The 21,391-nt window shown below is 68.7% G+C and carries 16 protein-coding genes; 6 read left to right on the top strand and 10 right to left on the bottom strand.

Features of this window, described 5'->3' with window-relative positions; translation table 11 throughout:
- Position 1: 1 nt before the first annotated feature.
- A complete protein-coding gene (locus ACIPRI_RS07415; protein ID WP_446620773.1) occupies positions 2-2,254 on the bottom strand; it encodes a PhoX family protein in 2,253 nt (750 codons plus the stop codon).
- Between the two features lie 76 nt (positions 2,255-2,330).
- On the bottom strand, positions 2,331-3,470 hold the full coding sequence (gene mltA / locus ACIPRI_RS07410; RefSeq protein WP_446620772.1) for a murein transglycosylase A: 1,140 nt from the start codon (positions 3,468-3,470) through the stop codon (positions 2,331-2,333).
- On the opposite strand from mltA, the gene ACIPRI_RS07405 reads away from it, so the two are divergent.
- Both ACIPRI_RS07405 and ACIPRI_RS07400 read left to right on the top strand, forming a co-directional pair.
- Complete coding sequence (locus ACIPRI_RS07405) at positions 3,471-3,635, top strand: hypothetical protein (RefSeq protein ID WP_446620771.1); 165 nt, start codon at positions 3,471-3,473, stop codon at positions 3,633-3,635.
- An 83-nt stretch (positions 3,636-3,718) separates the two neighbouring features.
- On the top strand, positions 3,719-4,375 hold the full coding sequence (locus tag ACIPRI_RS07400) for an OmpA family protein (RefSeq protein WP_446620770.1): 657 nt from the start codon (positions 3,719-3,721) through the stop codon (positions 4,373-4,375).
- Here the strand turns inward: ACIPRI_RS07400 and ACIPRI_RS07395 are convergent.
- The 4 genes from ACIPRI_RS07395 to ACIPRI_RS07380 form a co-directional block, all read right to left on the bottom strand.
- Positions 4,372-5,019 (bottom strand): response regulator transcription factor, encoded by a 648-nt coding sequence (locus ACIPRI_RS07395; RefSeq protein WP_446620769.1) that lies wholly within the window; start codon positions 5,017-5,019, stop codon positions 4,372-4,374. The genes ACIPRI_RS07400 and ACIPRI_RS07395 overlap by 4 nt on opposite strands.
- A 4-nt stretch (positions 5,020-5,023) precedes the next feature.
- Complete coding sequence (locus ACIPRI_RS07390; RefSeq protein WP_446620768.1) at positions 5,024-7,117, bottom strand: two-component system sensor histidine kinase NtrB; 2,094 nt, start codon at positions 7,115-7,117, stop codon at positions 5,024-5,026.
- 94 nt (positions 7,118-7,211) lie between these two features.
- Positions 7,212-8,027 carry a carbon-nitrogen hydrolase family protein gene (locus ACIPRI_RS07385; protein ID WP_446620767.1) on the bottom strand — a complete coding sequence of 272 codons (816 nt, stop codon included), beginning with the start codon at positions 8,025-8,027 and terminating at the stop codon, positions 7,212-7,214.
- On the bottom strand, positions 8,024-12,166 hold the full coding sequence (locus ACIPRI_RS07380; protein ID WP_446620766.1) for a YhdP family protein: 4,143 nt from the start codon (positions 12,164-12,166) through the stop codon (positions 8,024-8,026). The genes ACIPRI_RS07385 and ACIPRI_RS07380 overlap by 4 nt, the downstream gene beginning before the upstream one ends.
- 25 nt (positions 12,167-12,191) lie before the next feature.
- Here ACIPRI_RS07380 and glnE point away from each other — a divergent pair, with 25 nt between their 5' ends.
- Both glnE and ACIPRI_RS07370 read left to right on the top strand, forming a co-directional pair.
- On the top strand, positions 12,192-14,978 hold the full coding sequence (gene glnE, locus ACIPRI_RS07375; protein WP_446621070.1) for a bifunctional [glutamate--ammonia ligase]-adenylyl-L-tyrosine phosphorylase/[glutamate--ammonia-ligase] adenylyltransferase: 2,787 nt from the start codon (positions 12,192-12,194) through the stop codon (positions 14,976-14,978).
- Entirely contained in the window at positions 14,971-15,921 is a 951-nt protein-coding gene (locus ACIPRI_RS07370; RefSeq protein ID WP_446620765.1) for a septal ring lytic transglycosylase RlpA family protein, read from the top strand. Before glnE ends, ACIPRI_RS07370 begins: the two co-directional genes overlap by 8 nt.
- 4 nt (positions 15,922-15,925) lie before the next feature.
- Here ACIPRI_RS07370 and ACIPRI_RS07365 read toward each other — a convergent pair whose 3' ends face one another.
- The 3 genes from ACIPRI_RS07365 to ACIPRI_RS07355 are packed head-to-tail and all read right to left on the bottom strand — an operon-like array spanning position 15,926 to position 18,209.
- The gene (locus ACIPRI_RS07365) at positions 15,926-16,393 is read right to left on the bottom strand and encodes a carboxymuconolactone decarboxylase family protein (protein ID WP_446620764.1); all 468 of its coding nucleotides are present in this window, start codon (positions 16,391-16,393) and stop codon (positions 15,926-15,928) included.
- Between the two features lie 13 nt (positions 16,394-16,406).
- Positions 16,407-17,306 (bottom strand): RNA polymerase sigma-70 factor, encoded by a 900-nt coding sequence (locus tag ACIPRI_RS07360; RefSeq protein ID WP_446620763.1) that lies wholly within the window; start codon positions 17,304-17,306, stop codon positions 16,407-16,409.
- Positions 17,307-17,351: 45 nt separating this feature from the next.
- Positions 17,352-18,209, bottom strand: coding sequence for a ferritin-like domain-containing protein (locus ACIPRI_RS07355; protein WP_446620762.1), 858 nt, complete (start codon positions 18,207-18,209; stop codon positions 17,352-17,354).
- A 97-nt stretch (positions 18,210-18,306) separates the two neighbouring features.
- On the opposite strand from ACIPRI_RS07355, the gene ACIPRI_RS07350 reads away from it, so the two are divergent.
- Positions 18,307-18,942 (top strand): glutathione peroxidase, encoded by a 636-nt coding sequence (locus ACIPRI_RS07350; RefSeq protein WP_446620761.1) that lies wholly within the window; start codon positions 18,307-18,309, stop codon positions 18,940-18,942.
- Positions 18,943-19,219: 277 nt separating this feature from the next.
- On the opposite strand, the gene ACIPRI_RS07345 is transcribed toward ACIPRI_RS07350, so the two are convergent.
- On the bottom strand, positions 19,220-19,834 hold the full coding sequence (locus tag ACIPRI_RS07345) for a glutathione S-transferase N-terminal domain-containing protein (RefSeq protein WP_446620760.1): 615 nt from the start codon (positions 19,832-19,834) through the stop codon (positions 19,220-19,222).
- A gap of 88 nt (positions 19,835-19,922) precedes the next feature.
- On the opposite strand from ACIPRI_RS07345, the gene purB reads away from it, so the two are divergent.
- Positions 19,923-21,311: an adenylosuccinate lyase gene (gene purB, locus ACIPRI_RS07340; protein ID WP_446620759.1), complete on the top strand. Its 1,389-nt coding sequence runs from the start codon at positions 19,923-19,925 to the stop codon at positions 21,309-21,311.
- Positions 21,312-21,391: the final 80 nt, after the last annotated feature.

Below are 21,391 nucleotides of genomic sequence, written 5' to 3'. Positions count from 1 at the left end.
ATCAGAGACCGATCAGGCCGCCGTCGTCCTTCGTGATCACGACGGTCGCGGAGCGCGGACGCGCCGTGCCGCCCTGCGGCCAATGGCTGTTGAACTTGCTCGGATCGCCGATGGCAGCCGCCGCCGTGTCCTCGCCCGGGTGCTGGATGTTGACGAACAGCGCGCGGCCGTCGCCCGATTCGGCAATGCCGGTGACTTCGCAGTCCTTCGGGCCGACCAGGAAGCGGCGCAGCCCTTCGGCGCCCGGCGCCTTGCCGACGAAGGTGGCCTGCTGGCGCGTGGTGGCGCCATCGACGTTGGTGATGGTCTTGGCAGCGCCGTCGCCGAGCTTGCCGGGCAGGGCGGCCAGCAGCATGCAGTTGGTGACGTCGGTGTAGGCGCCGTCGTCGGTCTGCAGCCACAGCAGGCCGGGCGAGGCTTCGCTGAACCACAGGCCGTCGGGGCTGGAGAAATCGTTGTCCGCCACCAGGCCCGACAGGTTGATGTCGGCGGCAGCCGTGGCACGCGCGCCGAACAGGTAAACGTCCCAGTTGAAGGTGGTGGCCGCCGGATTGCCGCCCGCATCGGCAAAGCGCACGATGTGGCCGTTGGGGTTGCCCTTCTGTGCCGTCAGCGCCGCACCCTTGGGGTCGTTGTAGAAGCGCGGGTTGGCGGCATCGGTCTTGTCGATGGGCCGCGAGCTGGCGTTGGTGTTGGTCAGCGTGAGGTACACCTCGCCGGTCTTCGGGTTGACCGACGCCCACTCCGGGCGGTCCATCTTGGTGGCGCCGGCAGCGTCGGCCGCCAGGCGCACGTTGACCAGCACGTCGGCCTGGTCGGTAAAGGCATAGGCGGCGTTGCCGGCGGTGATGCCGTTCATGCCCATGCTCAGTTCCAGCCAGGTGCCGGTGCCGTCGGCATTGAACTTGGCCACGTAGAGCTTGCCGTCGTCCATGTACTTGTCGCCGGCCGCCATGCCGCCGCCGATGTCGGCCGCATCCCAGGCCTGGGTCGAGACGAACTTGTAGATGTACTCGTTGCGCGAGTCATCGCCCATGTACCAGACCAGCGGCTTGCCGACGACCACCGGGCCCAGGCAGGCGCCTTCGTGGCCGAAGCGGCCCAGCGCGGTGCGCTTCTTGGGCGTGCTGGCGGGCGCGAAGGGATCGATCTCGACCACCCAGCCGTAGGTGTTGACGCCATTGCGGTAGTCGTCCAGGGCGCTGGCGCCGAGCGCTTCGGTGTTCCAGCGGCCGTAGATGTTGTCGGCCGTGTCGGGGGTGACGGTGGCCCACAGCTCGCGGCCGGCGCCGCCGCCGGAGGTGGTCGAGCCGCCCACGCCGTAGCGCTTGAAGGTGGCGAGTTCCTTGGCGCTGCGCTCGGCGTCGTCGGTGGCCGCGGTGCGGCGGAAGTAGCCGGCCCAGTTCTCCTCGCAAGTGAGGTAGGTGCCCCAGGGCGTGGAGCCGTTGGCGCAGTTGTTGAGCGTGCCGCGGGTCTTGCTGCCGTCGGTGGAGTACTTCGTCTTCAGGTAGTCGGTCTTGGCGGCCGGGCCGCCGAAGGCCATCTCGGTCAGCGTATGCACGCGCCGGTTGAAGCTGGAGTCCTGCTTGTAGCTCCAGGCGTTGCCGCTCTCGTTGACCTCGATCACGCTGACGCCGTGCAGGAAGAATTCGCGCTGCACTTCGGCCGCGACGGTGCGCACACCGCTGACCACGGTCTGGCCGGCGGGGTGCAGGAACAGCGGCGTGATGGCCTCGTGGTTCATCGTCAGCAGGCCGCGTTCGGCCGCGGTCTTGCTCCACTTGCCCGACGCATCGGCGCCGAAGAAGGTCATGCCGTCGTGGTGGTCGCCGGCGCGGCGGTCATAGCTGGCCGGGTCGTCCGTGCCGTCGTTCAGGTAGGCGGCGACGCCGGCGGCGATCGGGTCACCCAGGCGGTAGAGCACGCTGGCGGTGTAGCCCGGCGGCACGGTGACGACGTCGTCCATGCTCTTGGCGACCGCGTTGAAGTTGAGCTTCATCGGGGCCGGGGAAGGGGCAGGTGCGGGTGCCGGGGCAGGCGCCGGTGCGGGCGCGGGCGCCGGCGTGTCGTTGCTGCCACCGCCGCAGGCTTGCAGCAGCGCCGCGCCGGCGGTACCCAGGCCCAGGCCGAAGATCTTGCGGCGGCTCAGGCGCGCTTCGATCAGATCGCTGAAAGAAGGGTTGCTGGTCGGGTTGTAGCCGATGTCATCGGGGTCGATGGCGGCGATGAGATCAACGTGGGTCTTGTCGGACATCTCGGAGAACTTTCGTGGGATTGGGGGTTGGAAAAATCAACCCGCGACCCTAAAAGTTCAATGTGACGCCCCGGTGTCACTTGGGCCAGAGCGCCCATAAACGCAGCGGCTGGTCCACCTTCGATGCGAGGCGGCCGGCGTCGGCCCCGGTGCCGGCAAAGTAGTCGGCCCGCACCGCGCCGACGATGGCGCTGCCGGTGTCCTGCGCCACCACCAGCTTCTGCAGTTGCACCGCCGGCCCGCTGGAGGCCAGCCAGACCAGCGTGCCATAGGGAATGCTGTCACGGTCCACCGCGATCGAGCGGCCGGCAGTGAGCGGAACGCCCTGGGCGCCGCGCGGACCAAAGGCGGCATCGACGTCGGTCAGCGCTTCTTCGCGGAAGAACACGTAGCGCGGGTTGCTCCAGAGCAGTTGCGACAGGCGGCGCGGGTTCTGCGCCACCCACTCCTTGGTCGCGTCGGGCCAGGGATTGATGCGCGTCACGCCCTGGCTCAACAGCCACTGGTTGACGCTGCGATAGGGCTGGGCGTTGTGGCCGGCAAAGGCCACGCGCACCATGCGCTGCGTGCCGTCGGGCTCGGTGATGCGCAGGCGCCCCGAGCCCTGGATCTGCAGCATCAGCGCATCGATCGGGTCGGCCATCCAGGCGATCTCGCGGCCACGCAGGGCGGCCTGCGCTTCGGGCAGGGTGTCGATCTCCTGCCGCGTGTACCAGGGGCGGCGCCCGTCCAGGCCGGACGGCGGTGCGTAGAGCGGCACCGTGTTGCTGGCGCTGGGGCGGCGCGTTGCTTCGAACACCGGCTCGAAGTAGCTGGTGAGCTTGCCTTCGCTCTGGCCCGAAAGCGATTCGACGCGGTAGGGCTGCAGCCGCTGCATCATCCAGGCACGCTGCTCGCCGTCGTCGGCCAGGGCCAGCTGGCGCACCTCGGCGCACAGCGGCGCGAAAGCGGCGTTGGGGCGCGCGCAATTGGCCACCAGCGCGATCCAGCCTTCGTGCAGGGCGTCATCGCTGAAGCCAGGCAGCTCGCTCCAGGCGGTGGGTACCCAGCGGCTCTTGGGATGGGCGAGCGAGCCGGTCAGCGGCGGCAGCTCCGGCCGCGCCTGTACCGGCGGCGCGGGTGCGCCGACATCGGCAGGCGGCAAGGAGCGGCTCGCGCAGCCGGCCAGCGTTGCTACGATCACAGCTCCCAACAGCGCAAGGAATCCACTTTTCATATGGCTTTGATTTTGCTCGAAGCGCTGGCTGCACTCGTGGTGCTGGCGCTGATCGTGTGGTGGACCATGTTCTCGGGCCGCAAGGAAGAGGAGGAAGAGGAGCCAGCCTGCGCCGTGCACGACAAGGACGAGACCGCCGCCGAAGAAACGAAGCGCAACACTTGAGGTGGCGGCTGACACGGGACCCGCGTTTGCCTTCTCCATAATCGGCGGTCCATAAAAACTCCTCCCAAGGGACTCGCATGACAATGAAGAAGCTCGTTCTCTCGACCGTGGCCGCAGGCCTGCTGCTCTCCGGCTGCGCCGGCGAGATGACCCAAACGCAAAAGAGCACCGGCATCGGCGCCGGTGCCGGCGCACTGGCGGGTGCGGCCATCGGCTCGATGACCGGCGGCGACCGCGGCGCCATCGGCGCGGGTGCGGCCATTGGCGCCCTGGTGGGCGCGGGCGGCGGCTATCTGTGGTCGCAGCGCATGGAAGCCCAGAAGAAGCAGATGGAGCAGGCCACCCAGGGCACCGGCGTGGGTGTGACTCAAACGGCCAACAACGAGCTCAAGCTGCAGATCCCCAGCGACATCTCCTTCGACGTGGGCCGTGCCGCCATCAAGTCGAACTTCCGGCCCATCCTGGACCAGTTCGCGAGCGGCCTGCGCAACAACCCGAACGCCGAGGTGCGCATCATCGGCCACACCGACAGCAGCGGCAGCGATTCCATCAACAACCCGCTGTCGATCGAGCGCGCCGCCAGCACGCGCGACTACCTGATCTCACGCGGCGTGCGCTCCAGCGCCTTCCGCATCGAAGGCCAGGGCTCGCGCCAACCCATTTCCGACAACAACAGCGACGCCGGCCGCGCGCAAAACCGCCGCGTAGAAATCTTCGTAGGCGAACGTCCCCAGGGTTAAGGGCCGCCCGGGCCTCCCCTCAGCAGGTTGGCCAACTCCACGGCCGACTTCACTTCCATCTTCTCGAACACGCGCGCACGGTGCACTTCCACCGTGCGCACGCTGATCGACAGCTGATCGGCGATCAGCTTGTTGGGGAGGCCTTCCACCACCTTGTGCATCACCAGGCGTTCGCGTTCGGTGAGTTCGGCCACACGGGCGGCGATGGCGGCGCGCTCGCGCTGCGCCACGATGGCGCGGGCCGATGCGCCCAGGGCGTGCTCGATGCGGTCGACCAGCGCGTTGTCCGAAAAAGGCTTCTCGCAGAAATCGAAGGCGCCGCGCTTGACCAGGTCGACGGCGGTGGGCACGTCGGCATGGCCGGTCAGGAAGATCACCGGCATCGCCGCCAGCCAGCCGCGCTCGGCCAGCCGGTCGTACAGCACCAGGCCGCTGGTGCCGGGCATGCGCACGTCCAGCAGCAGGCAGCGCGGATGGCTGGGCGTGGCGGGGTTCGTCTCGGCGGCCAGCCGGGCCTCGAATTCCTCGGCGCTCGCGTAGTGTTCGCTTTGCAGGCGGCGCGAACGCAGCAGCCAGGCCAGGGCCTCGCGCACGCTGGCGTCGTCGTCCACGATGAAGATCAGGCCATCGATCAGGGGTTGCATGGTCTCAGGTCGGCGCGTCGTCCGCCGCCGGCAGTGTGAATCGGAAGATGGTGCCGCGCGGGCGGTTGGGCTCGTAGGCCAGCACGCCGCCGTGCTGCTCGACCACCGTGCGGCACAGGCTCAGGCCCAGGCCCATGCCGTCGCTGCGGGTGGTGAAGAAGGGGGTGAACAGGCGGGTCGCCACCTCGTCGTCGATGCCCAGCCCCAGGTCGGCCAGCGAGAACTCGACCCAGCGGCGCGCCTCGCCGATGCCGCTGCTGATGCCGCTGCTGTTGCCTTGCGCGCGCGATACCGCCAGGCGCAGCTCGCGCTGCGAGACCTGCGGCGTATCCATCGACTGCATGGCATTGCGCGCCAGGTTGAGCAGCACCTGCTCCACCAGCGTGCGGTCGCACAGCACCGGCGGCAATCCGGGCTCGATGGCGACCACGATGCGCACGCCCAGCTTGCGCGCCTGCAATTGGCACAGCGGCAGCACCGCGTCGACCAGGTCCTGCACGCGCATCGCCTCGCGCGTGCGCTCGCGGCGACGCACGAAGTCGCGCACGCTGCGGATCACCCGGCCGGCGCGCCCGGCCTGCTCGGCAATGCGCGCGAGCGCCATGCGCAGGTCGGCCCGGCTGTCTTCGCTGACCACTGCGGCGGTGCCCGCGCTGCCTTCGCCGTCCCCGCCCAGCAGGTTGAGCGAACCGTTGGCATAACTGGAAATGGCGGCCAGCGGTTGCGTCAGCTCGTGGCTCAGCAGCGATGCCATCTCGCCCACCGTGGCCAGCCGCGCGCTCGCCTGCAGGCGCTCCTGCGTGGCGCGCGACAGTTCTTCGACGCGGCGCTGCTCGCTCAAGTCGACGAAGGCGCTCATCCAGCCGGTCTGTTCCTGCTCGGCGTTGATCAACGGGGCTTCGAAGATCAGCACCGGAAAGCGGGTGCCGTCCTTGCGCATGAAGACCGATTCGAAGCCCTCGCGCGGCGGCATGCCGCCGGCCAGGCGCGCGGCCTGGCGCTGCTGGTATTCGTGCGCCAGCTCGGTGGGCCAGTAAGGCGCGTGCGTCGCATCGCCGCTCATCAGCGCTTCGGCCGAAAGGCCCACCATCTCGCAGAAGGCCGGGTTCACGTAGGTGATGCGGCCCTGCAGGTCGCGCGCACGCAAGCCGGTGACCACCGAGTCTTCCATCGCCTTGCGAAAAGCCAGCGAATCGGCCAGGTCGCGCTCGGCCTTGATGCGCCGCTTGGTGTCGCGCGCCAGCAGGATCAGCACCGACACCAGCGCGATCGAGATGAAGGTGACCAGCCCGGTGAGCATGTTGGGGAAAAGGTCAGGCTCGGCGCGCCAGCCGTCGATGCGCAGCAGCACGGCAAAGCCCGGCAGGTCGATCGTCTGCTGCGCGCTGAACACGCGGGTGCCGCTGCGGCGTTGCGCGCCCACCGCCGCCAGCCGTGTGCCGTCGAGTTCCACCAGCGCCACCTCCTGGCCGCGCCGCAGGCTGGGCGTGACCAGTTCGATCAGGATGTCGCGCAGCGAATAGGCCGCCACCAGGAAGCCGCCGCCTTCCAGCGGCAGGCACATTTCGGCCACTTCCATGCCGCCGCCCTCGGCCAGCGCCACGAAATGGCTGGGCGAATAAGCGGCACCGTTCAGCTTGCGCGCGCTGGCGCAGGCCAGGGTGACGTCGGGCTGGTCCGCGCTGCGGCGCGCGGCCTTGTCGAACAGCTGCCCGCGGTAGGGCGTGTCGGCCGCGGCCAAGAGCTGCATGCCCGCATCGCGCCACTCCAGGCGCAGCCATTCGCGGTGCGCGCGCAGCTGCTCGCGGGCGCGCATTTCCCATTGCAGGGCGCCGCCCGACTCGGCCTGCAGCGCGCGCAGGCTCTGGGCATTGCGCTGCAGGCCGCTGCGCAGGTCGGCCGCCGCATCGGCGGTGTCGCGGTCCAGCGCCTCCTGCACCTGCTGCACCTCGTGGCGGCCGGTCAGCCAGACCACGGTGCCCACCAGCACCATCACGAGCGCGGCCAGCAGCACCCACAAGAACCAGCGCTGCCAGGCCGAGCGCAAGCGGGCCAGCACCTTGCCGCCGCGCACCGGCAGCTCCAGCAGCGCGCTCATTCGATGACCTCCGTGCTGCGCACTGCGGTTCGAGCCGCCTTCGGAGCGGCCGGGCGGCGGCTCATGCTCTCGGACACCCCCGTTGTGCCAGCCACTACAGCACGCGGTGCGACAGCGCCGGCAATTGCGTGCGCACGCGCTCAATCTGGTGCGCGTCGACATCGAAAAGCACCACGCCTTCGCCGTCGTCCTGCTGCGCCACGACCGCGCCCCAGGGGTCGACGATCATCGAATGGCCCCAGGTCTGGCGCGCGTTCTCATGCGTGCCGCCCTGCGCCGGCGCCACCACCCAGGCCAGGTTCTCGATGGCGCGGGCGCGCAGCAGCACCTCCCAGTGCGCCGCGCCGGTCGTGCGGGTGAAGGCGCTGGGCACCAGCAGCAGCTCGGCCCCATGGCGCGCCAGCGCCCGGTACAGCTCGGGAAAGCGCAGGTCATAGCAGACGCTCAGGCCCACGTTCCAGCGGTGGCCGTCGCGCGAGGGCAGCTCGAACACCACCGGATGCACGCCGGGCGTGATGACGCGGCGCTCGTCGTAGCGCTCGGCGCCGTTGTCGAAGTAGAAGAGGTGGATCTTGTCGTAGCGCGCCACGCAGTCGCCCTCTGGCGAATAGGCCAGCGAGCTGTTGAAGACATGGTCTTCCTCCTCGCTCTCCAGGGGCACGGTGCCGCCCACGATCCACATGCCGAACTCGCGCGCGGCGTCGCCCAGAAAGCCCTGCACCATGCCGCCTTCGGCGCTTTCGCGCAGCTGCAGCTTGTCGGTGTCGCGCTGGCCCATCACGCAGAAGTACTCGGGCAGCACCGCCAGCTCGGCGCCGGCTTGCGCGGCTTCGCCCAGCAGGCGGTGAGCGCGTGCCAGGTTGGCTTCGCGGGCAATGGCCGAGACCATCTGGATGGCAGCGACTTTCATGGCTTGGTCTCCGTTTGGGCGGACTGCCGGGCGGGCTGCGGCTCGCGCTGCTGCTGGTTGTCGAGCGACGGCCGGCGCGCCGCCTTGCTGATCTTCGGGTCGGCCCAGCTGCCGTCGATCTGGAACTCCTGGGTGGCGGCGGCGGACAGCGGCTTGCTCAGCGCGTACTGGGCCAGGAAGGCGGCGAGGCCGATGGCCGGGTTGATGGCGGTGGCCACCAGGGCCGCGGTGCCGGCATTGATTTCGGGCACCACCACCACGCGCAGATTGGTGGTCTCGCGCCCCAGGTCGGCCGAGCCATCCATCAGCACCGCCGCATTGACACCCTTCATCTGCAGGTTGTTGGTGTTGGCCACGCCCTTGGCGATGCTGGCGTCGCCGCGGATGAAGTCGAAGGCGAAGCCCTGGCTGAAGACGTCGCGGAAGTCCAGCGTGAGCCGGCGCGGCAGCGCCTGCAGGCTCAGCACGCCCAACAGCTTGGCGATGCCCGGCTCGGCCTTGAGGAACTGGCCCTGTTCCACGTCCACGTGCAGCTTGCCGTCCATGCTGGGGTAGTCGAGGGAGAAGGGCGATCCGCGCCAGGCGACGTCTCCCTCCAGCCGGCCGCGGCCGCGCCGCAGCACGTCCTTCATGCCGAAGCGGGCCAGCAGGGCACCGGCATCCTCGATGTCCAGCTTGAAGTTCATGCTGGTGCGGCGCTCTTCGGCGGCGGCGCCGCCCGGGCGTGCACCGCCGACCAGTGCCCAGCTGCCCTGGGCGGCGAAGGTGGCCTCCGGGGTGCTGAGCTTCAGGCGGTTGAGGCGCCATTCGCGCGTGCCGCCGCCGCCGCGATTGGTGGCCTCGACCTCGGCCCGGCCCAGCTTGCGGCCGTACAACTCGAAGTCGTCCACCACCACGTCCAGCGCGGGCAGCGAGGTGGCGCGCTCGTCCAGCAGCGACTCGACCTCGCTCGCCTCGCTGCGCGCGATCTTCAGGCGCGCCAGCCGCGCCATGACGCGGCCGGCCTGGGCCTGGCCGTATTCCACATAGCCGCTCAGCTCGTCGGCATCGACGTTGGCGCGCCAGAGCAGGCCTTCGCGGCTGCCGCCCAGCACCACGTTGCTGAGACGGCGGCCGCCGAAGCGCAGCTCCTGCGCGCGCAGCGCGATCAGGCTGGGCAGGTAGGGCGAGGCTTCCGCGTCCACCGTGCCGCTGGCTGGCGTCGGGACGCCGGCCGGGTCGTGAAACAGCGCGCGCCAGGCGCCGACATCGAAGCGCGCCAGGTTGAGGTTGGCCATCACGTCGCGCTCGGGCGAGACCAGCGCCTCGCCGCTGGGCAGGCCCATGCCGATGCCACCGTTGATGACCTTGGGCTCGGCCCCGGAAATGTCGCGCAGCCAGGTGGCCGAGGCGATGCGGCCCAGGCCGATGGAGATCCGGTCCTGCACGCGGGCCGCCGCGGCGCCCTTGGCCGGCTCGCGCGCCACCACCTTCTTGTCGATGGACAGCGCCAGCGCATCTTCCGGCGCCTTGGCAAGCGGCGCAGGCAGCGCAAGCCCCAGGCCCTGCAGGTTGCTGGAAAAGGAGAACTCGGAGACACCGTCGCGGATGCCGAGCTCGGCCTGGTAGGGGGTGCTGCCGGTCATCTTGCGCCCGAGGTCCGCCAGCCAGCCGAACTCGCGCTGGCTGCGCACGCCCTCGGCCGCCATCACGCCCTGCGCCTTGAAGCTCAGCTCGTGTGTGTTGCCGGCGTAGCGCCCCTTGCCGTCGACACGCACGTCACCGCCCGCCAGCCGCCCGCGCACGCCGGCCAGGCCGAAGCCGCTTTCGCTGAAGTTGAGCTGGCCCCGCAGCTGGGTGAAGGGCGGCAGGTCGGGTGCCAGCTGCAGCTCGTTGTCGATCAGGGCCACGCTGGCCTGCACCTTGGCCTTGTCCATGGCGTCCAGCGGCAGTTCCAGCTGCAGCTTGTAGTCGGCCTTGCCCGTGGCGCGCGCCGCGCCCGCCAGATCGCGCGCCGGGCCGGCCAGCGGCGCGGCCGCCTTCAGCAGCTCGCCCAGCGGGCCGCCGGCCTGCAGGTGCAGCTTGAGCAGCGGCGCGTGATGCATCAGGTCGGCGATCTCGGCTTCGCCCTTGTGCAGCTCGATGCCCGGCGCGCCGGCCAGCCGGCCGCGCGCATTGCGCACCTTCATGCCGACGCGTTCGAACACCAGCTCGCCGCTGGCGCCGGTGAGCGCCGGCCAGTGCGGCGTGGTGCCGTCGCCGCGATTGCCATTGCCGCCGCGGCCGTCGGCCTCCGGTGGCACGTAGGCATAGTGCACGTCCGCCACCTTGGCCGCGATGCGGAACTCGCCCTGTTTGGGATCCGGGTAGGGCATGTCCCAGAGGTCGCCCTTGACGCGGAAGTCGACGCTGTTGGCCACGCCCGCCGTGATCGCCTCGCGCACGTAGTCGCGCGTTTCCTTCGGGATGTGCAGCGGCAGGTAGCGGTGCACGCGGGTGCCGTCGGCGCGCGTGAGCTTGCCGTCCAGCTCCAGCACGCCGGGGAAACGGGCGTGGCTGCTGGAGGTGGCCGGATCGGCGGTGCGCCAGTTCAGCTTGGCTTCGCCCTGGGCGTCGGCATTGGCAAAGCGCAGATTCGCCAGCTGCACCTGGATGCGCGGCCCGTCGATCTTCCATTGGGCGCGGGTGGAAAGCTCGTCGATGGGCAGCAGCGGGTCCTCGAACACGCCCGGCAACGCCAGGGTGCCGCGCGCCAGGCTGATGCTGGCCGAGCCGCCGGCCTGGGTCGCGTCGAAATCGATGGTGGCGCCCGAAAGGCCCGGCTTGCCGGCATGGTCCGGCTGTTCCGCCGGCTCGGAGGCCAGCGACAGGCCGCTCACCCGCCCGCGCGCCTGGTAGCGGCGTGGCGCATCCAGCGGGCCATCCCACTCGCTGTCGATGCGTTCGACCAGGCCGCGCGGGGCGCGCCTGGCCAGCGCCTCGTGCAGCTTGTCTCCCAGCGGCAGCCGATTGGCGATCTGGCTCAGCATGGCCAGGTCGAGCCGGTCGGCCTTGAGGGCGCCGCGCTCCGTCTGGCGCCCACTGGCTGGCGTGTGCGACAGCCACATGTTGCCGCCGGGCCAGCGCACGCCATCGCTGGTTTCGAACTGCAGGTTGGTGGTCGAGACCTCGATCGTGCGGTCGTCTTCCTTCTCTTTCACGGCCAGGCGACCGGTGACCGAACGCAGCACCAGTGGCTGCAGCTTCGCGTTCAGGGTGGCGTCGACGCTGTCGAGCCCCATGTCGAGCACGCCGCCCACCAGCTGACCCTTGCGCACGTCGCCCCAGCCGCGCAGTGCGCCGCGGCCTTCGCGCACCCGGGCGTCGAGCGAGACATAGCGACCGATGCGGCTGACGTCGACGCGCGGCAGGTCGGCGTAGATCTGGCCGTCCCATTCCTGCCAATTGCCGCTGCGGCGAGACAGCAGGGGTTGGCGGAACTGGCCGCGCAAGGACATGCGCTCACCCCAGCCGAGGGGCGGCGTGGCGTCCAGGCCCAGCGCATGCCGACGGGCGCTGTTGCGGGCGAAGAAGTTGACCTCGGTCAGCAACAGCGGCGGCGCGCCGCGGCGCTCATCGCTCCAGCGTACCGTGCCGCTTTCGATGGCGATCTCGCGTTGCGAAAAGACCCAGTCGGCAGATCGTGATTCGCCGCTGGTCTCGGTGCCCGTGCCCATGGACAGCCCGGCCACATGCAGCTTTCCCAGCGCGTCCATCCGCACGTCGACCTCGGGCCGCTCGATGTACAGCCGCTCGAAGGACAGGCGCCACAGCGAGCGCGGCGACACGGTGGCCACCACGCGCGGCAGCTTGAGCGCCTCGCGCCGCTGGGCGTCGTGCAGCGCCACGTCGCGCAGCTCGAAAGAAGGGAACAGCATGCCGCGCCAGCCCTCGGCCTGCGCCCTGATGGAACCGATGCGAACCTCTACCCCGATGGAGCGTGTGGCCTGCGCTTCCAGCGCCCCACGGTATTCGCCGATTCGCGGCACAATCCAGCCGTGTAGGACCAGGACCACAAGTGCGAACAACAGCCATGCTGCGATCAGCAGACCCAGCGCCCAGCGCGCTGTCACAGCGGTGATCTTGAGCAGATGCGAAGGGGAAGACGCCGTGACATTCATTGAGGGCCGCGCTGTGTCAGGAATTATGACTGGCGGCGCCACGGGTGGTTCCGCCGAAGCCCCCGCCCGCAAGGTGCCGCCGCCGTTGTCCTCGTACTCGCGCTTCGTGCAGCGCCTGCGCCGGCGCTATGTGGACGAGTTGGCGCTGTTGCCGCCGGGTGCCCCCGAGCGCGCCCAGATCGAGCAAGCCTACGCCGCCCTGCGCGAGCGCGGCCACGGCGTGGGCGATGCGCTGCGCATCGCGCGGCAACTGGTGATGGAGCGCCTGGTCACGCTCGACTGCGACCAGCAGGCCGCGTTGTCGGTGGTGACCTGCGCCGTCACCCATCTGGCCGAGTTCGCGCTCGATATCGCCAGCCGCCAGGCCGAGGAAGAACTCGTGGCCGTGCACGGCGCGCCCCTGTCGGCCGATGGCAGGCGCGCGCGCCTGTGGATCATCGGCATGGGCAAGCTGGGCGCGCGCGAGCTCAACGTGTCGAGCGACATCGACCTGATCTACGTGTTCGACGAGGCCGGCGAGACCGCGGGCAATGCGCACGGCATGAACCGGGTGTCGAACCAGGAATACTTTGCCAACGTGGTCAAGCGCATCTATGCGCTGGTGGGCGATTTGACCGAGCACGGCTTCGTGTTCCGCGTCGACCTGATGTTGCGGCCCAACGGCAATTCGGGCCCCCCGGTCGTCTCGCTCGACGCGCTCGAAGAGTATCTGCAGGTGCAGGGCCGCGAATGGGAGCGCTTTGCCTGGCTCAAGAGCCGCATCGTGGCCCCGCGCGACAACGCCAAGGACGCGTCGGCGCAGGGCCTGCGCTCGGTGGTGCTGCCCTTCGTGTTCCGGCGCTACCTCGACTACAGCGTGTTCGAATCGCTGCGCACGCTGCACCGGCAGATCCGCGACCAGGCGGCGCGCCGCAGCGCCGGCCGGCCCGAGCGCGCCAACGACGTCAAGCTCTCGCGCGGCGGCATTCGCGAGATCGAATTCATCGTGCAACTGCTGCAGGTGGTGCGCGGCGGCCAGTACCCCGAGCTGCGCACCCGGCCCACGCTGGACGCCCTGCAGCGCCTGGCCGCCGCCGGCCTGATGCCGCAGGCAACCGCCGATGCGCTGGCCGATGCCTACCGCTTCCTGCGCCGGGTCGAGCACCGCATCCAGTACCTGGACGACCAGCAGACCCACGTGCTGCCGGTGAGCGACGAAGACCAGCACTGGATCGCCGCCACCCTGGGCTATGTGGACTGCTGCGACTTCCTCGGCCAGCTCGACACGCACCGCGAGTTCGTGGCGCAGGAGTTCGACAAGCTGCTCGGTGGCCACGAGAAGGCCAACGGCAAGTGCAACGGCGGCAAATGCAATGGCGGCGGCAAGACGAGCGCGCCGACGCCGGAAGACCTGTCCGAACTGCTGGATGAACTGCCGCCGGCCTTCGCCGAGCGGGTGCGCCAATGGAGCGGCAATGCGCGCGTGCTGGCCATGCGCGAAAAAGCCCAGGCGCGGCTGCGCCAGCTGGTGCGCCGCACCGGCCAGTGGTTGGCCGAACCCGATGGCGATGCCGAAGGCCAGACGCCCAACCACGTCGATGCCGCACTGCGCTGGGCCGACTGGATCGAGCCGCTGTTTCGGCGCGAGAGCTATCTGGCGCTGCTGGTGGAACGCCCCGCGGTGCAAGAGCGCCTGCTGCGCATCCTGGGCGCCGCCAAGTGGCCGGCGCGCTATCTGATGAAGCATCCCGGCGTGATCGACGAGCTGGCCAGCGACGAGATGCTGGAAAGCCGCTTCAACGCCGCCGAGTTCGAAGCCGAGCTGGAGCAGCGCCGCTCGGCCCTGCACAGCACCAACGAGGCCGACGAGGAAGCGCAGCTCAATATCCTGCGCCGCGCGCACCACGCCGAGGTCTTTCGCACCCTGGCGCGCGACATGGAAGGCCGCATCACGGTCGAGCAGGTGGCCGACGACCTGAGCGCCCTGGCCGACGCCGTGCTGCGCACCACCGCGCGCTGGTGCTGGCAGCATGTGCGCAACCGCCATCGCAAGGAGCCGCAGTTCGCCATCATTGGCTACGGCAAGCTGGGCGGCAAGGAGCTGGGCTACGGCAGCGACCTGGACATCGTCTTCGTCTATGACGACGAGGACGAGCGCGCGCCCGAGGTCTATGCCGCCTATGTGCGCAAGTTGATCAACTGGCTGACGGTGAAGTTGCGCGAGGGCGACCTGTTCGAGATCGACACCGCGCTGCGGCCCAACGGCAACTCGGGCCTGCTCACCACCAGCTTCGAGGCCTACGAAAAGTACCAGCTGGGGCGCGGCAGCAACACCGCCTGGACCTGGGAACACCAGGCCATGACGCGCGCCCGCTTCGTGCTCGGCGAGCCGGCGCTCGGCGAGCGTTTCGACAAGGTGCGCGAGGCAGTCATCACCGCGCCGCGCGACATCGCCGCGCTGAAGGCCGAGATCGTCGCCATGCGCGAGAAGGTGCGCGCCGCGCGGCCGGTGAAGGCGGATCGCTTCGACGTCAAGCACAGCCCGGGCGGCATGGTGGACGCGGAGTTCGCTGTGCAGTTCCTGGTGCTGTCGGAATCGGCACGCCATCCTTCGCTGATTCCCAACGTGGGCAACATCGCCCTGTTGCAACGCGCCGAGCAGGACGGCCTGCTGCCTGCCGGCGCCGGCCAGCGCGCCGGCGCAGCCTACCGGGAGCTGCGCCGCATGCAGCACCGCCTGCGGCTCAACGAGGAATCGACCCAGCTGCCGATGAGCGCGTTGACGAGCGAGCGAGAGGCGATGCTGGCGCTGTGGAAAGCGGTATTTGACTGAGCGCGCGGCAAGGACGCCGGCAGCGGGCTACGCGCTTGCGCTGATTGTCCTGCTGCTGGCCGGCTGCGCCAGCGGTCCGCGCGGCGGACGCGACGGCGGGCCGGCGCAGGCACCCTCCGATCTGGGGCAGCTGCAGGATGCCCAGCCGCGGGTGGAGACCATCCGTTCGAGCGGCGGCACCGCCAAGCCCTATACCGTGCTGGGCCGCAGCTACATGCCGATCACCGACGACCGGCCCTTTCGCGAAAGCGGGTTGGCCTCCTGGTACGGCACCAAGTTCCACGCCCAATCCACCGCCAGCGGCGAGCCCTACGACATGTATGCCATGACGGCGGCGCACAAGACCCTGCCGCTGCCCAGCTACGTGCGGGTGCGCAATCCGGCCAACGGGCGCGAGGCGATCGTGCGGGTGAACGACCGCGGCCCCTTTCACGAGGACCGTGTCATCGACCTGAGCTACGCCGCCGCCTACAAGCTCGATCTGCTGCGTGGCGTGGCGCCGGTGGAGATCGAGCGCATCACCAATGAGGAGATCCGCGCCGGCAACTGGCAGCGCGATGGCGGAGCCGCGATTGTTGTGGCCGCGAACGGCCCGGCCGATGTGCCCGTGCCCAGCGCGATGGTGGTGCCCGTGGTGGCCACCGCCCGGGCCGAGCCGTCAGCGCTGGCCGCGCTGCCGCCGCTCGACGTGGCGAACGACGCGCCCGGCGCCGGCTTCTGGGTGCAGCTCGGTGCCTTCAGCCAGCCGGGCGGCGCCTCGAGCCTGCGCGAACAGGCGGCGCGCGACCTGCCGGTCCTCGCCACGCAGCTCAAGGTGTTCAGCGAGCGCGGGTTGTATCGGGTGCAGGCCGGTCCCTTCACCTCGCGCGAGGCGGCACAGGGCACGGCCGACCAGTTGCGCGCCAGCCTGCAGCTGTCGCCGCTGGTGCTGGAGCGGCGCTAAGGCTTCAGGCCACCGCTTGCAGCGGCATGCGCATCACCTGGTTGCGCATGCCCACGCCCATGCGGTTCCAGGCGTTCATCATCGCCACCACCACGCTCAGTTCGGCGATCTCGCGCTCGTCGAAATGCGAACGCAGCTGCTCGAAGTCGGCGTCCGGCGCATGCGTGGCCGCGACCTGCGTGAGGCTCTCGGCCCATTGCAGCGCGGCGCGCTCGCGGGCGTCGAAGAAAGACACCTCGTGCCAGGTCTGCAGGCTGTTGATGCGCTGCATGTCCTCGCCCTGCGCCAGCAGGTCGCGCGCATGCATGTCGACGCAATAGGCGCAGCCGTTGATTTGCGAGACGCGCAGCTGAACCAGGTCGATCAGCTTCTTGCCCAGGCCCGAGCCGGCCAGCGCGGCATTGACCCCCGCCATGGCCTTGTAGGCCTGCGGCGCCAGCTGGTGCCAGGGAAGGCGTGGTGCGGTGTTCATGGATGGATGCCCTTCAATTCAGTTTGTTGACATCCACAAGACGGCCAGCTGCCACGGCCTGTGACAGCTTGTCCGGATTTCGCTGCGTATGGATGCGCAAGATCCGTTCGCCGTCGGTCTCGAAAGACTGCACCGACTCCAGCTGGCCGTCCACATAGCGCAGCAGTCCCGGCATGCCGTTCACCTCTGCCAGCACCATCCGCATGCGGCCCGCGGCGCGGCGCGCCACGGCGAAATAAAGATGCGCCAGCCGATCGCGCCCGCGCAGCACCTTGCCGAAACTGGGCACCTTGCCGCCGCCATCGCCGACCAGTTCGACGTCTTCGGCCAGTGCGGCCTTCAGCCCTGCCAGGTCGCCTTTCATGGCGGCCTGCGCGAAGCCCTGCAGCAGCCGCTCATGCGCGCCGCGGTCGACCGGAAAGCGCGGCCGCTCGTCGCGCAGCTGCGCGCGCGCACGGTGCACCAGCTGGCGGCAGGCCGCTTCGCTCTTGTCCAGCACGCGCGCCACCTCGGCGTAGTCGGCGTCGAACACTTCGCGCAGCAGGAAGGCGGCACGCGCCTCGGGCGTGAGGCGCTCCAGCAAGGTAAGAAAGGCGACCGAGAGGCTGTCGGCGCGTTCGAGCAATTGCTCGGGCGTGGCCGGCGCGTCGGTCAGCAGCGGTTCGGGCAGCCAGGTGCCGACGTAGTGCGCGCGCCGCACCTTGGCAGCGCGCAGGCGGTCGATGGAAAGACGGGTGACGACGGCCACCAGCCAGGCCTCGGGGCTGTCGAGCGCTTCGGTGTCCGCTTCGTGCCAGCGCAGCCAGGCGTCCTGCACCACCTCCTCGGCCTCGGCGAACGAGCCGAGCATGCGGTAGCCCACGCCCAAGAGGCGCGGACGCAGGCGGTCGAAGGTTTGGGTGGCGGCATCCATGTCATGCAAGACGCATGAGGACGCCCGCCCGTGACAGCAGCGCGCTCAGGCGCCCTGGTAGGCGGTCTTGGGCGCCAGGGTGGCGGCCAGTTCCTTGCGGTAGCGGTTGAGTTCCTGCACGGTCTTGAAGCTGCGGTTCATGAGCAGGCTCAGGTTGTGCAGGATGCGCTCGCCAACCTTGCCTTCCCAGACGGCGTCGAACTTGATCTGCTTGTCCAGCCAGTGCTCGAGCCAGTCCGGGTCGGGCATGCGGCTCTGGATGGTGTCGTTGGGGAACAGCGCCTTGTTGACGTGCAGGTTGGTCGGGTGCAGCGCTTGCGCGGTGCGGCGGGCGCTGGCCATCAGCACGCCCACCTTGGTGAAGGCGCCGCGCGCCTCGTCGCCGAACTTCTCCATCGCCCGCTTCATGTAGCGCAGGTAGGCGCCGCCGTGGCGGGCCTCGTCCTGGCTCAGGGTGGTGTAGATATGCTTGATGACCGGCTCGGTGTGCCATTCGGCGGCACGGCGGTACCAGTGGTTCAGGCGAATCTCGCCGCAAAAATGCAGCATCAGCGTCTCGAGCGGCGGCGCCGGGTCGAAGTCGAAGCGCACCTCGTGCAGCTCTTCTTCGGTGGGCGCATGCTGCGGGCTGAAGCGCTTGAGGTATTCCATCAGCACCAGCGAGTGCTTTTGCTCCTCGAAGAACCAGATCGACATGAAAGCGGAAAAATCGCTGTCGTGCCGGTTATCGCGCAGGAACATCTCGGTGGCCGGCAGCGCCGCCCACTCGGTGATGGCATTCATCTTGATGGTCTGGGCCTGCTCTTCAGAGAGCTTGGTGGCATCGAAAGACTGCCAAGGAATGTCCCGGTCCATATCCCAGCGGACGGATTCGAGTTGCCTGAAGAGTTCCGGATACAGCATTTTGTGTCTTTCGTTAGCCATCGGATTCTAAACTGCCGCATCTGCGCGCCGGTGACAGCCGCACCCTGAGAACCCGCTTGCCGTCGGAGAATGAACCATGCGCCTTGTCCACCTCTTGCCCCTGATCGCCGCGGCGGCCGCGCTGCTCGGCGCGCCGGCCCATAGCCAGACGAGCCAGACGAGCCAGACGAGCCAGCCGGCTCCCGCTGCCCCTGCCGGGCCGACCGCCCATCCCGCCAATTGTCCGCCGCTGCTGCGCCAAAGTTATGACCGGCTGCAGGACGAAAAGCCTCAGTCGCTGTGCCAATACACCGGCAAGGTGTTGCTGGTGGTGAATACCGCAAGCTTTTGCGGCTTCACCCGCCAGTACCAGGGCCTGGAGGCGCTGGACCGCAAGTACCGCGCCAAGGGCCTGGTGGTGCTGGGTTTTCCGTCCAACGATTTCTCGCAGGAGACCGGCTCCAACAAGGAAGTGGCCGACTTCTGCGAGAACACCTTCGGCGTGAAGTTTCCGATGTTCGTCAAATCGTCGGTGCGCGGGCGCGAGGCCAACCCGCTGTTTCAGGAATTGGCCAAGCAGTCGGGCACCACGCCCAAGTGGAACTTCTACAAATACCTGGTGGCTCGCAACGGCAAGGTGGTGGCCGCCTATTCCAGCCTGATGGAACCGAACGATCGCGAGCTGCTCGCGGCCCTGGAAAAGGAGCTTGCGGCACCGGAGTCAGCTCGGTAGCAATTGTTTACCACCTCATGGGGAACCGTCAAAACATGAGCGCCTCATACTGTGCAAGCAGCGTGGTTCTGCTTACGGTTTTCGTGCTGCGAAGCCTTCCGGGCCATTGAGTCCGGTCGAAATCCCGAGACGACTCTTCTCCTCCTCCCTCCCTCCCTCCTTCGTTTCGGGGCGCTTCGCGGCACTTTTATATTCAGGCCCGCAAAGGGCCGGACCAGCAATAAAAAAAGGCGCCCTGCGGCGCCTTTTTTCGTTTGGAGAAGCGCATCGCCCGGCTTCAGCCCGGCTGGGTGTCGGCGAAGCTGGGCCGCTGCATCAGCTTGTCGTACAGGCGGCCCAGGTTGGCATGCTCGCCGCGCCAGTCGATCTCGGGGAAGCGAAAGCCCAGCCAACCCAGGGCGCAGCCCACCGAGATGTCCGACAGGCTCAGGTGAATGCCGCTGCAAAAGGGCTTGTCACCCAGGCCCTTGGCCATGGCATCGACGCCGGCCAGCACCTTGGTGCGCTGGCGCTCCATCCAGGCCTGGCTGCGCTCGCCATCGGCCCGTTTGGGCCAGGTGGCTTCCAGGCGCCACAAAACACCGGCGTCGAGCACGCCGTCCGCCAGCGCTTCCCAGGTCTTGACCTCGGCCCGCTCGCGGCCCTGGGAGGGAATGAGCTTGCCGACCGGCGACAGGGTGTCGAGGTATTCGACGATGACGCGCGAGTCGAACATCGCCTCGCTGCCTTCCATGACCAGGCAGGGCACCTTGCCCAGCGGGTTGGATTCGCCAATGGTGCTGTCGTCGGCCCAGACGTTTTCCTGGACGAACTGGTAGTCCAGGCGTTTTTCGGCCATCACGACGCGGACCTTGCGGACGTAGGGGCTGGCAGAGGATCCGATCAGTTTCATGCGTTTTCTTCTCTCTCACTCGGTGCTCATTGGCGCTTTGATTCTAGGGGGAACGCCCGATGCGCAAGGTCCAACTTAAAATTGTTGCATGAGCCTTTCCACCGTTTCCGCACTGTCTCCCCTTGACGGCCGCTATGCCGCCAAGCTCGCCGCCCTGCGCCCCCTGATGAGCGAACAGGGCTATATGCACCGGCGCGTCCAGGTGGAGGTGGCCTGGTTCATCGCCCTGTCGGACGCCGGTTTTGCCGAGTTCAAGCCACTCACCGGCGGCGCCCGCAAGTACCTTTTGAGCCTGGTTGCCAATTTCTCCGAAGCCGACGCCAAGGCGATCAAGGAGATCGAAAAGACCACCAACCACGACGTGAAAGCGGTCGAATACTGGATCAAGTCCAGGTTCGAGGCCCGTCCCGAACTGGAGGCGGCCGCCGAGTTCGTGCACTTCGCCTGCACCAGCGAGGACATCAACAACACCAGCCACGCCCTGCAGATCAAGTCGGCGCGCGAGAGCGTGATCCTGCCGGCGCTGGACGGCCTGCTGACCCACCTGCGCGGCATGGCCAAGGAATTCGCCGCGGTGCCGATGCTGTCGCGCACGCACGGCCAGACCGCCAGCCCGACCACGGTGGGCAAGGAAATCGCCAACGTGGCGGTGCGCCTGGCCAAGGCCCGCGCGCAAGTGGCGCAAGTGGAGCTGCTGGGCAAGATGAACGGTGCGGTGGGCAACTACAACGCCCACGTGGCGGCCTGGCCCGATTTCGACTGGGAGGCCTTCAGCGCGAAGGTGGTGGAAACGCCGGCGCCGCTGGGCCTGGGCCTCACCTTCCAGCCCTACAGCATCCAGATCGAGCCGCACGACTACATGGCCGAGCTGTTCGATGCGCTGGCGCGCACCAACACCATCCTGATCGACTTCTCGCGCGACGTCTGGGGCTACGTGAGCCTGGGCTACTTCAAGCAGCGCCTGAAGAAGGGCGAGATCGGCTCTTCCACCATGCCGCACAAGGTCAACCCGATCGACTTCGAGAACGCCGAAGGCAACCTGGGCCTGGCCAACGCCATCCTGCGCCACCTGAGCGAGAAGCTGCCGGTCAGCCGCTGGCAGCGCGACCTGACCGACAGCACGGTGCTGCGCAACATCGGCGTGGCCTTCGGCTATGCCACCCTGGCCTACGCCAGCCTGGCCACCGGCCTGTCCAAGCTGGAGCTGAACCAGGAAGCGCTGGCCGCCGATCTCGACGCCTCGTGGGAAGTGCTGGCCGAGCCGATCCAGACCGTGATGCGCCGCTTCGGCGTGCAGGGCGCCTACGAGCAGCTCAAGGAAGTGACGCGCGGCAAGACCGTGACGGCCGAGGCGCTGCATGGGCTGATCCGCTCGCTCGAGATTCCGCAGGCCGAGAAAGACCGGCTGCTGGCCATGACCCCGGCCAGCTACACCGGCAAGGCGGTCGAGTTGGCCAGGCGGCTGGAAGCCTCCTGAACCTGAGGCTGCGCTCTCTGGAATCGCAGCCTCTTTCGCCCCTCCCAGCCAGCACGGCCCTGGTCGCCGCGCCAGCCAGC

Source organism: Variovorax sp. LARHSF232 (assembly GCF_052871435.1).
The sequence above is the reverse complement of the archived record's forward strand: the minus strand, read 5'-3'. Positions and strand labels throughout refer to the sequence as shown.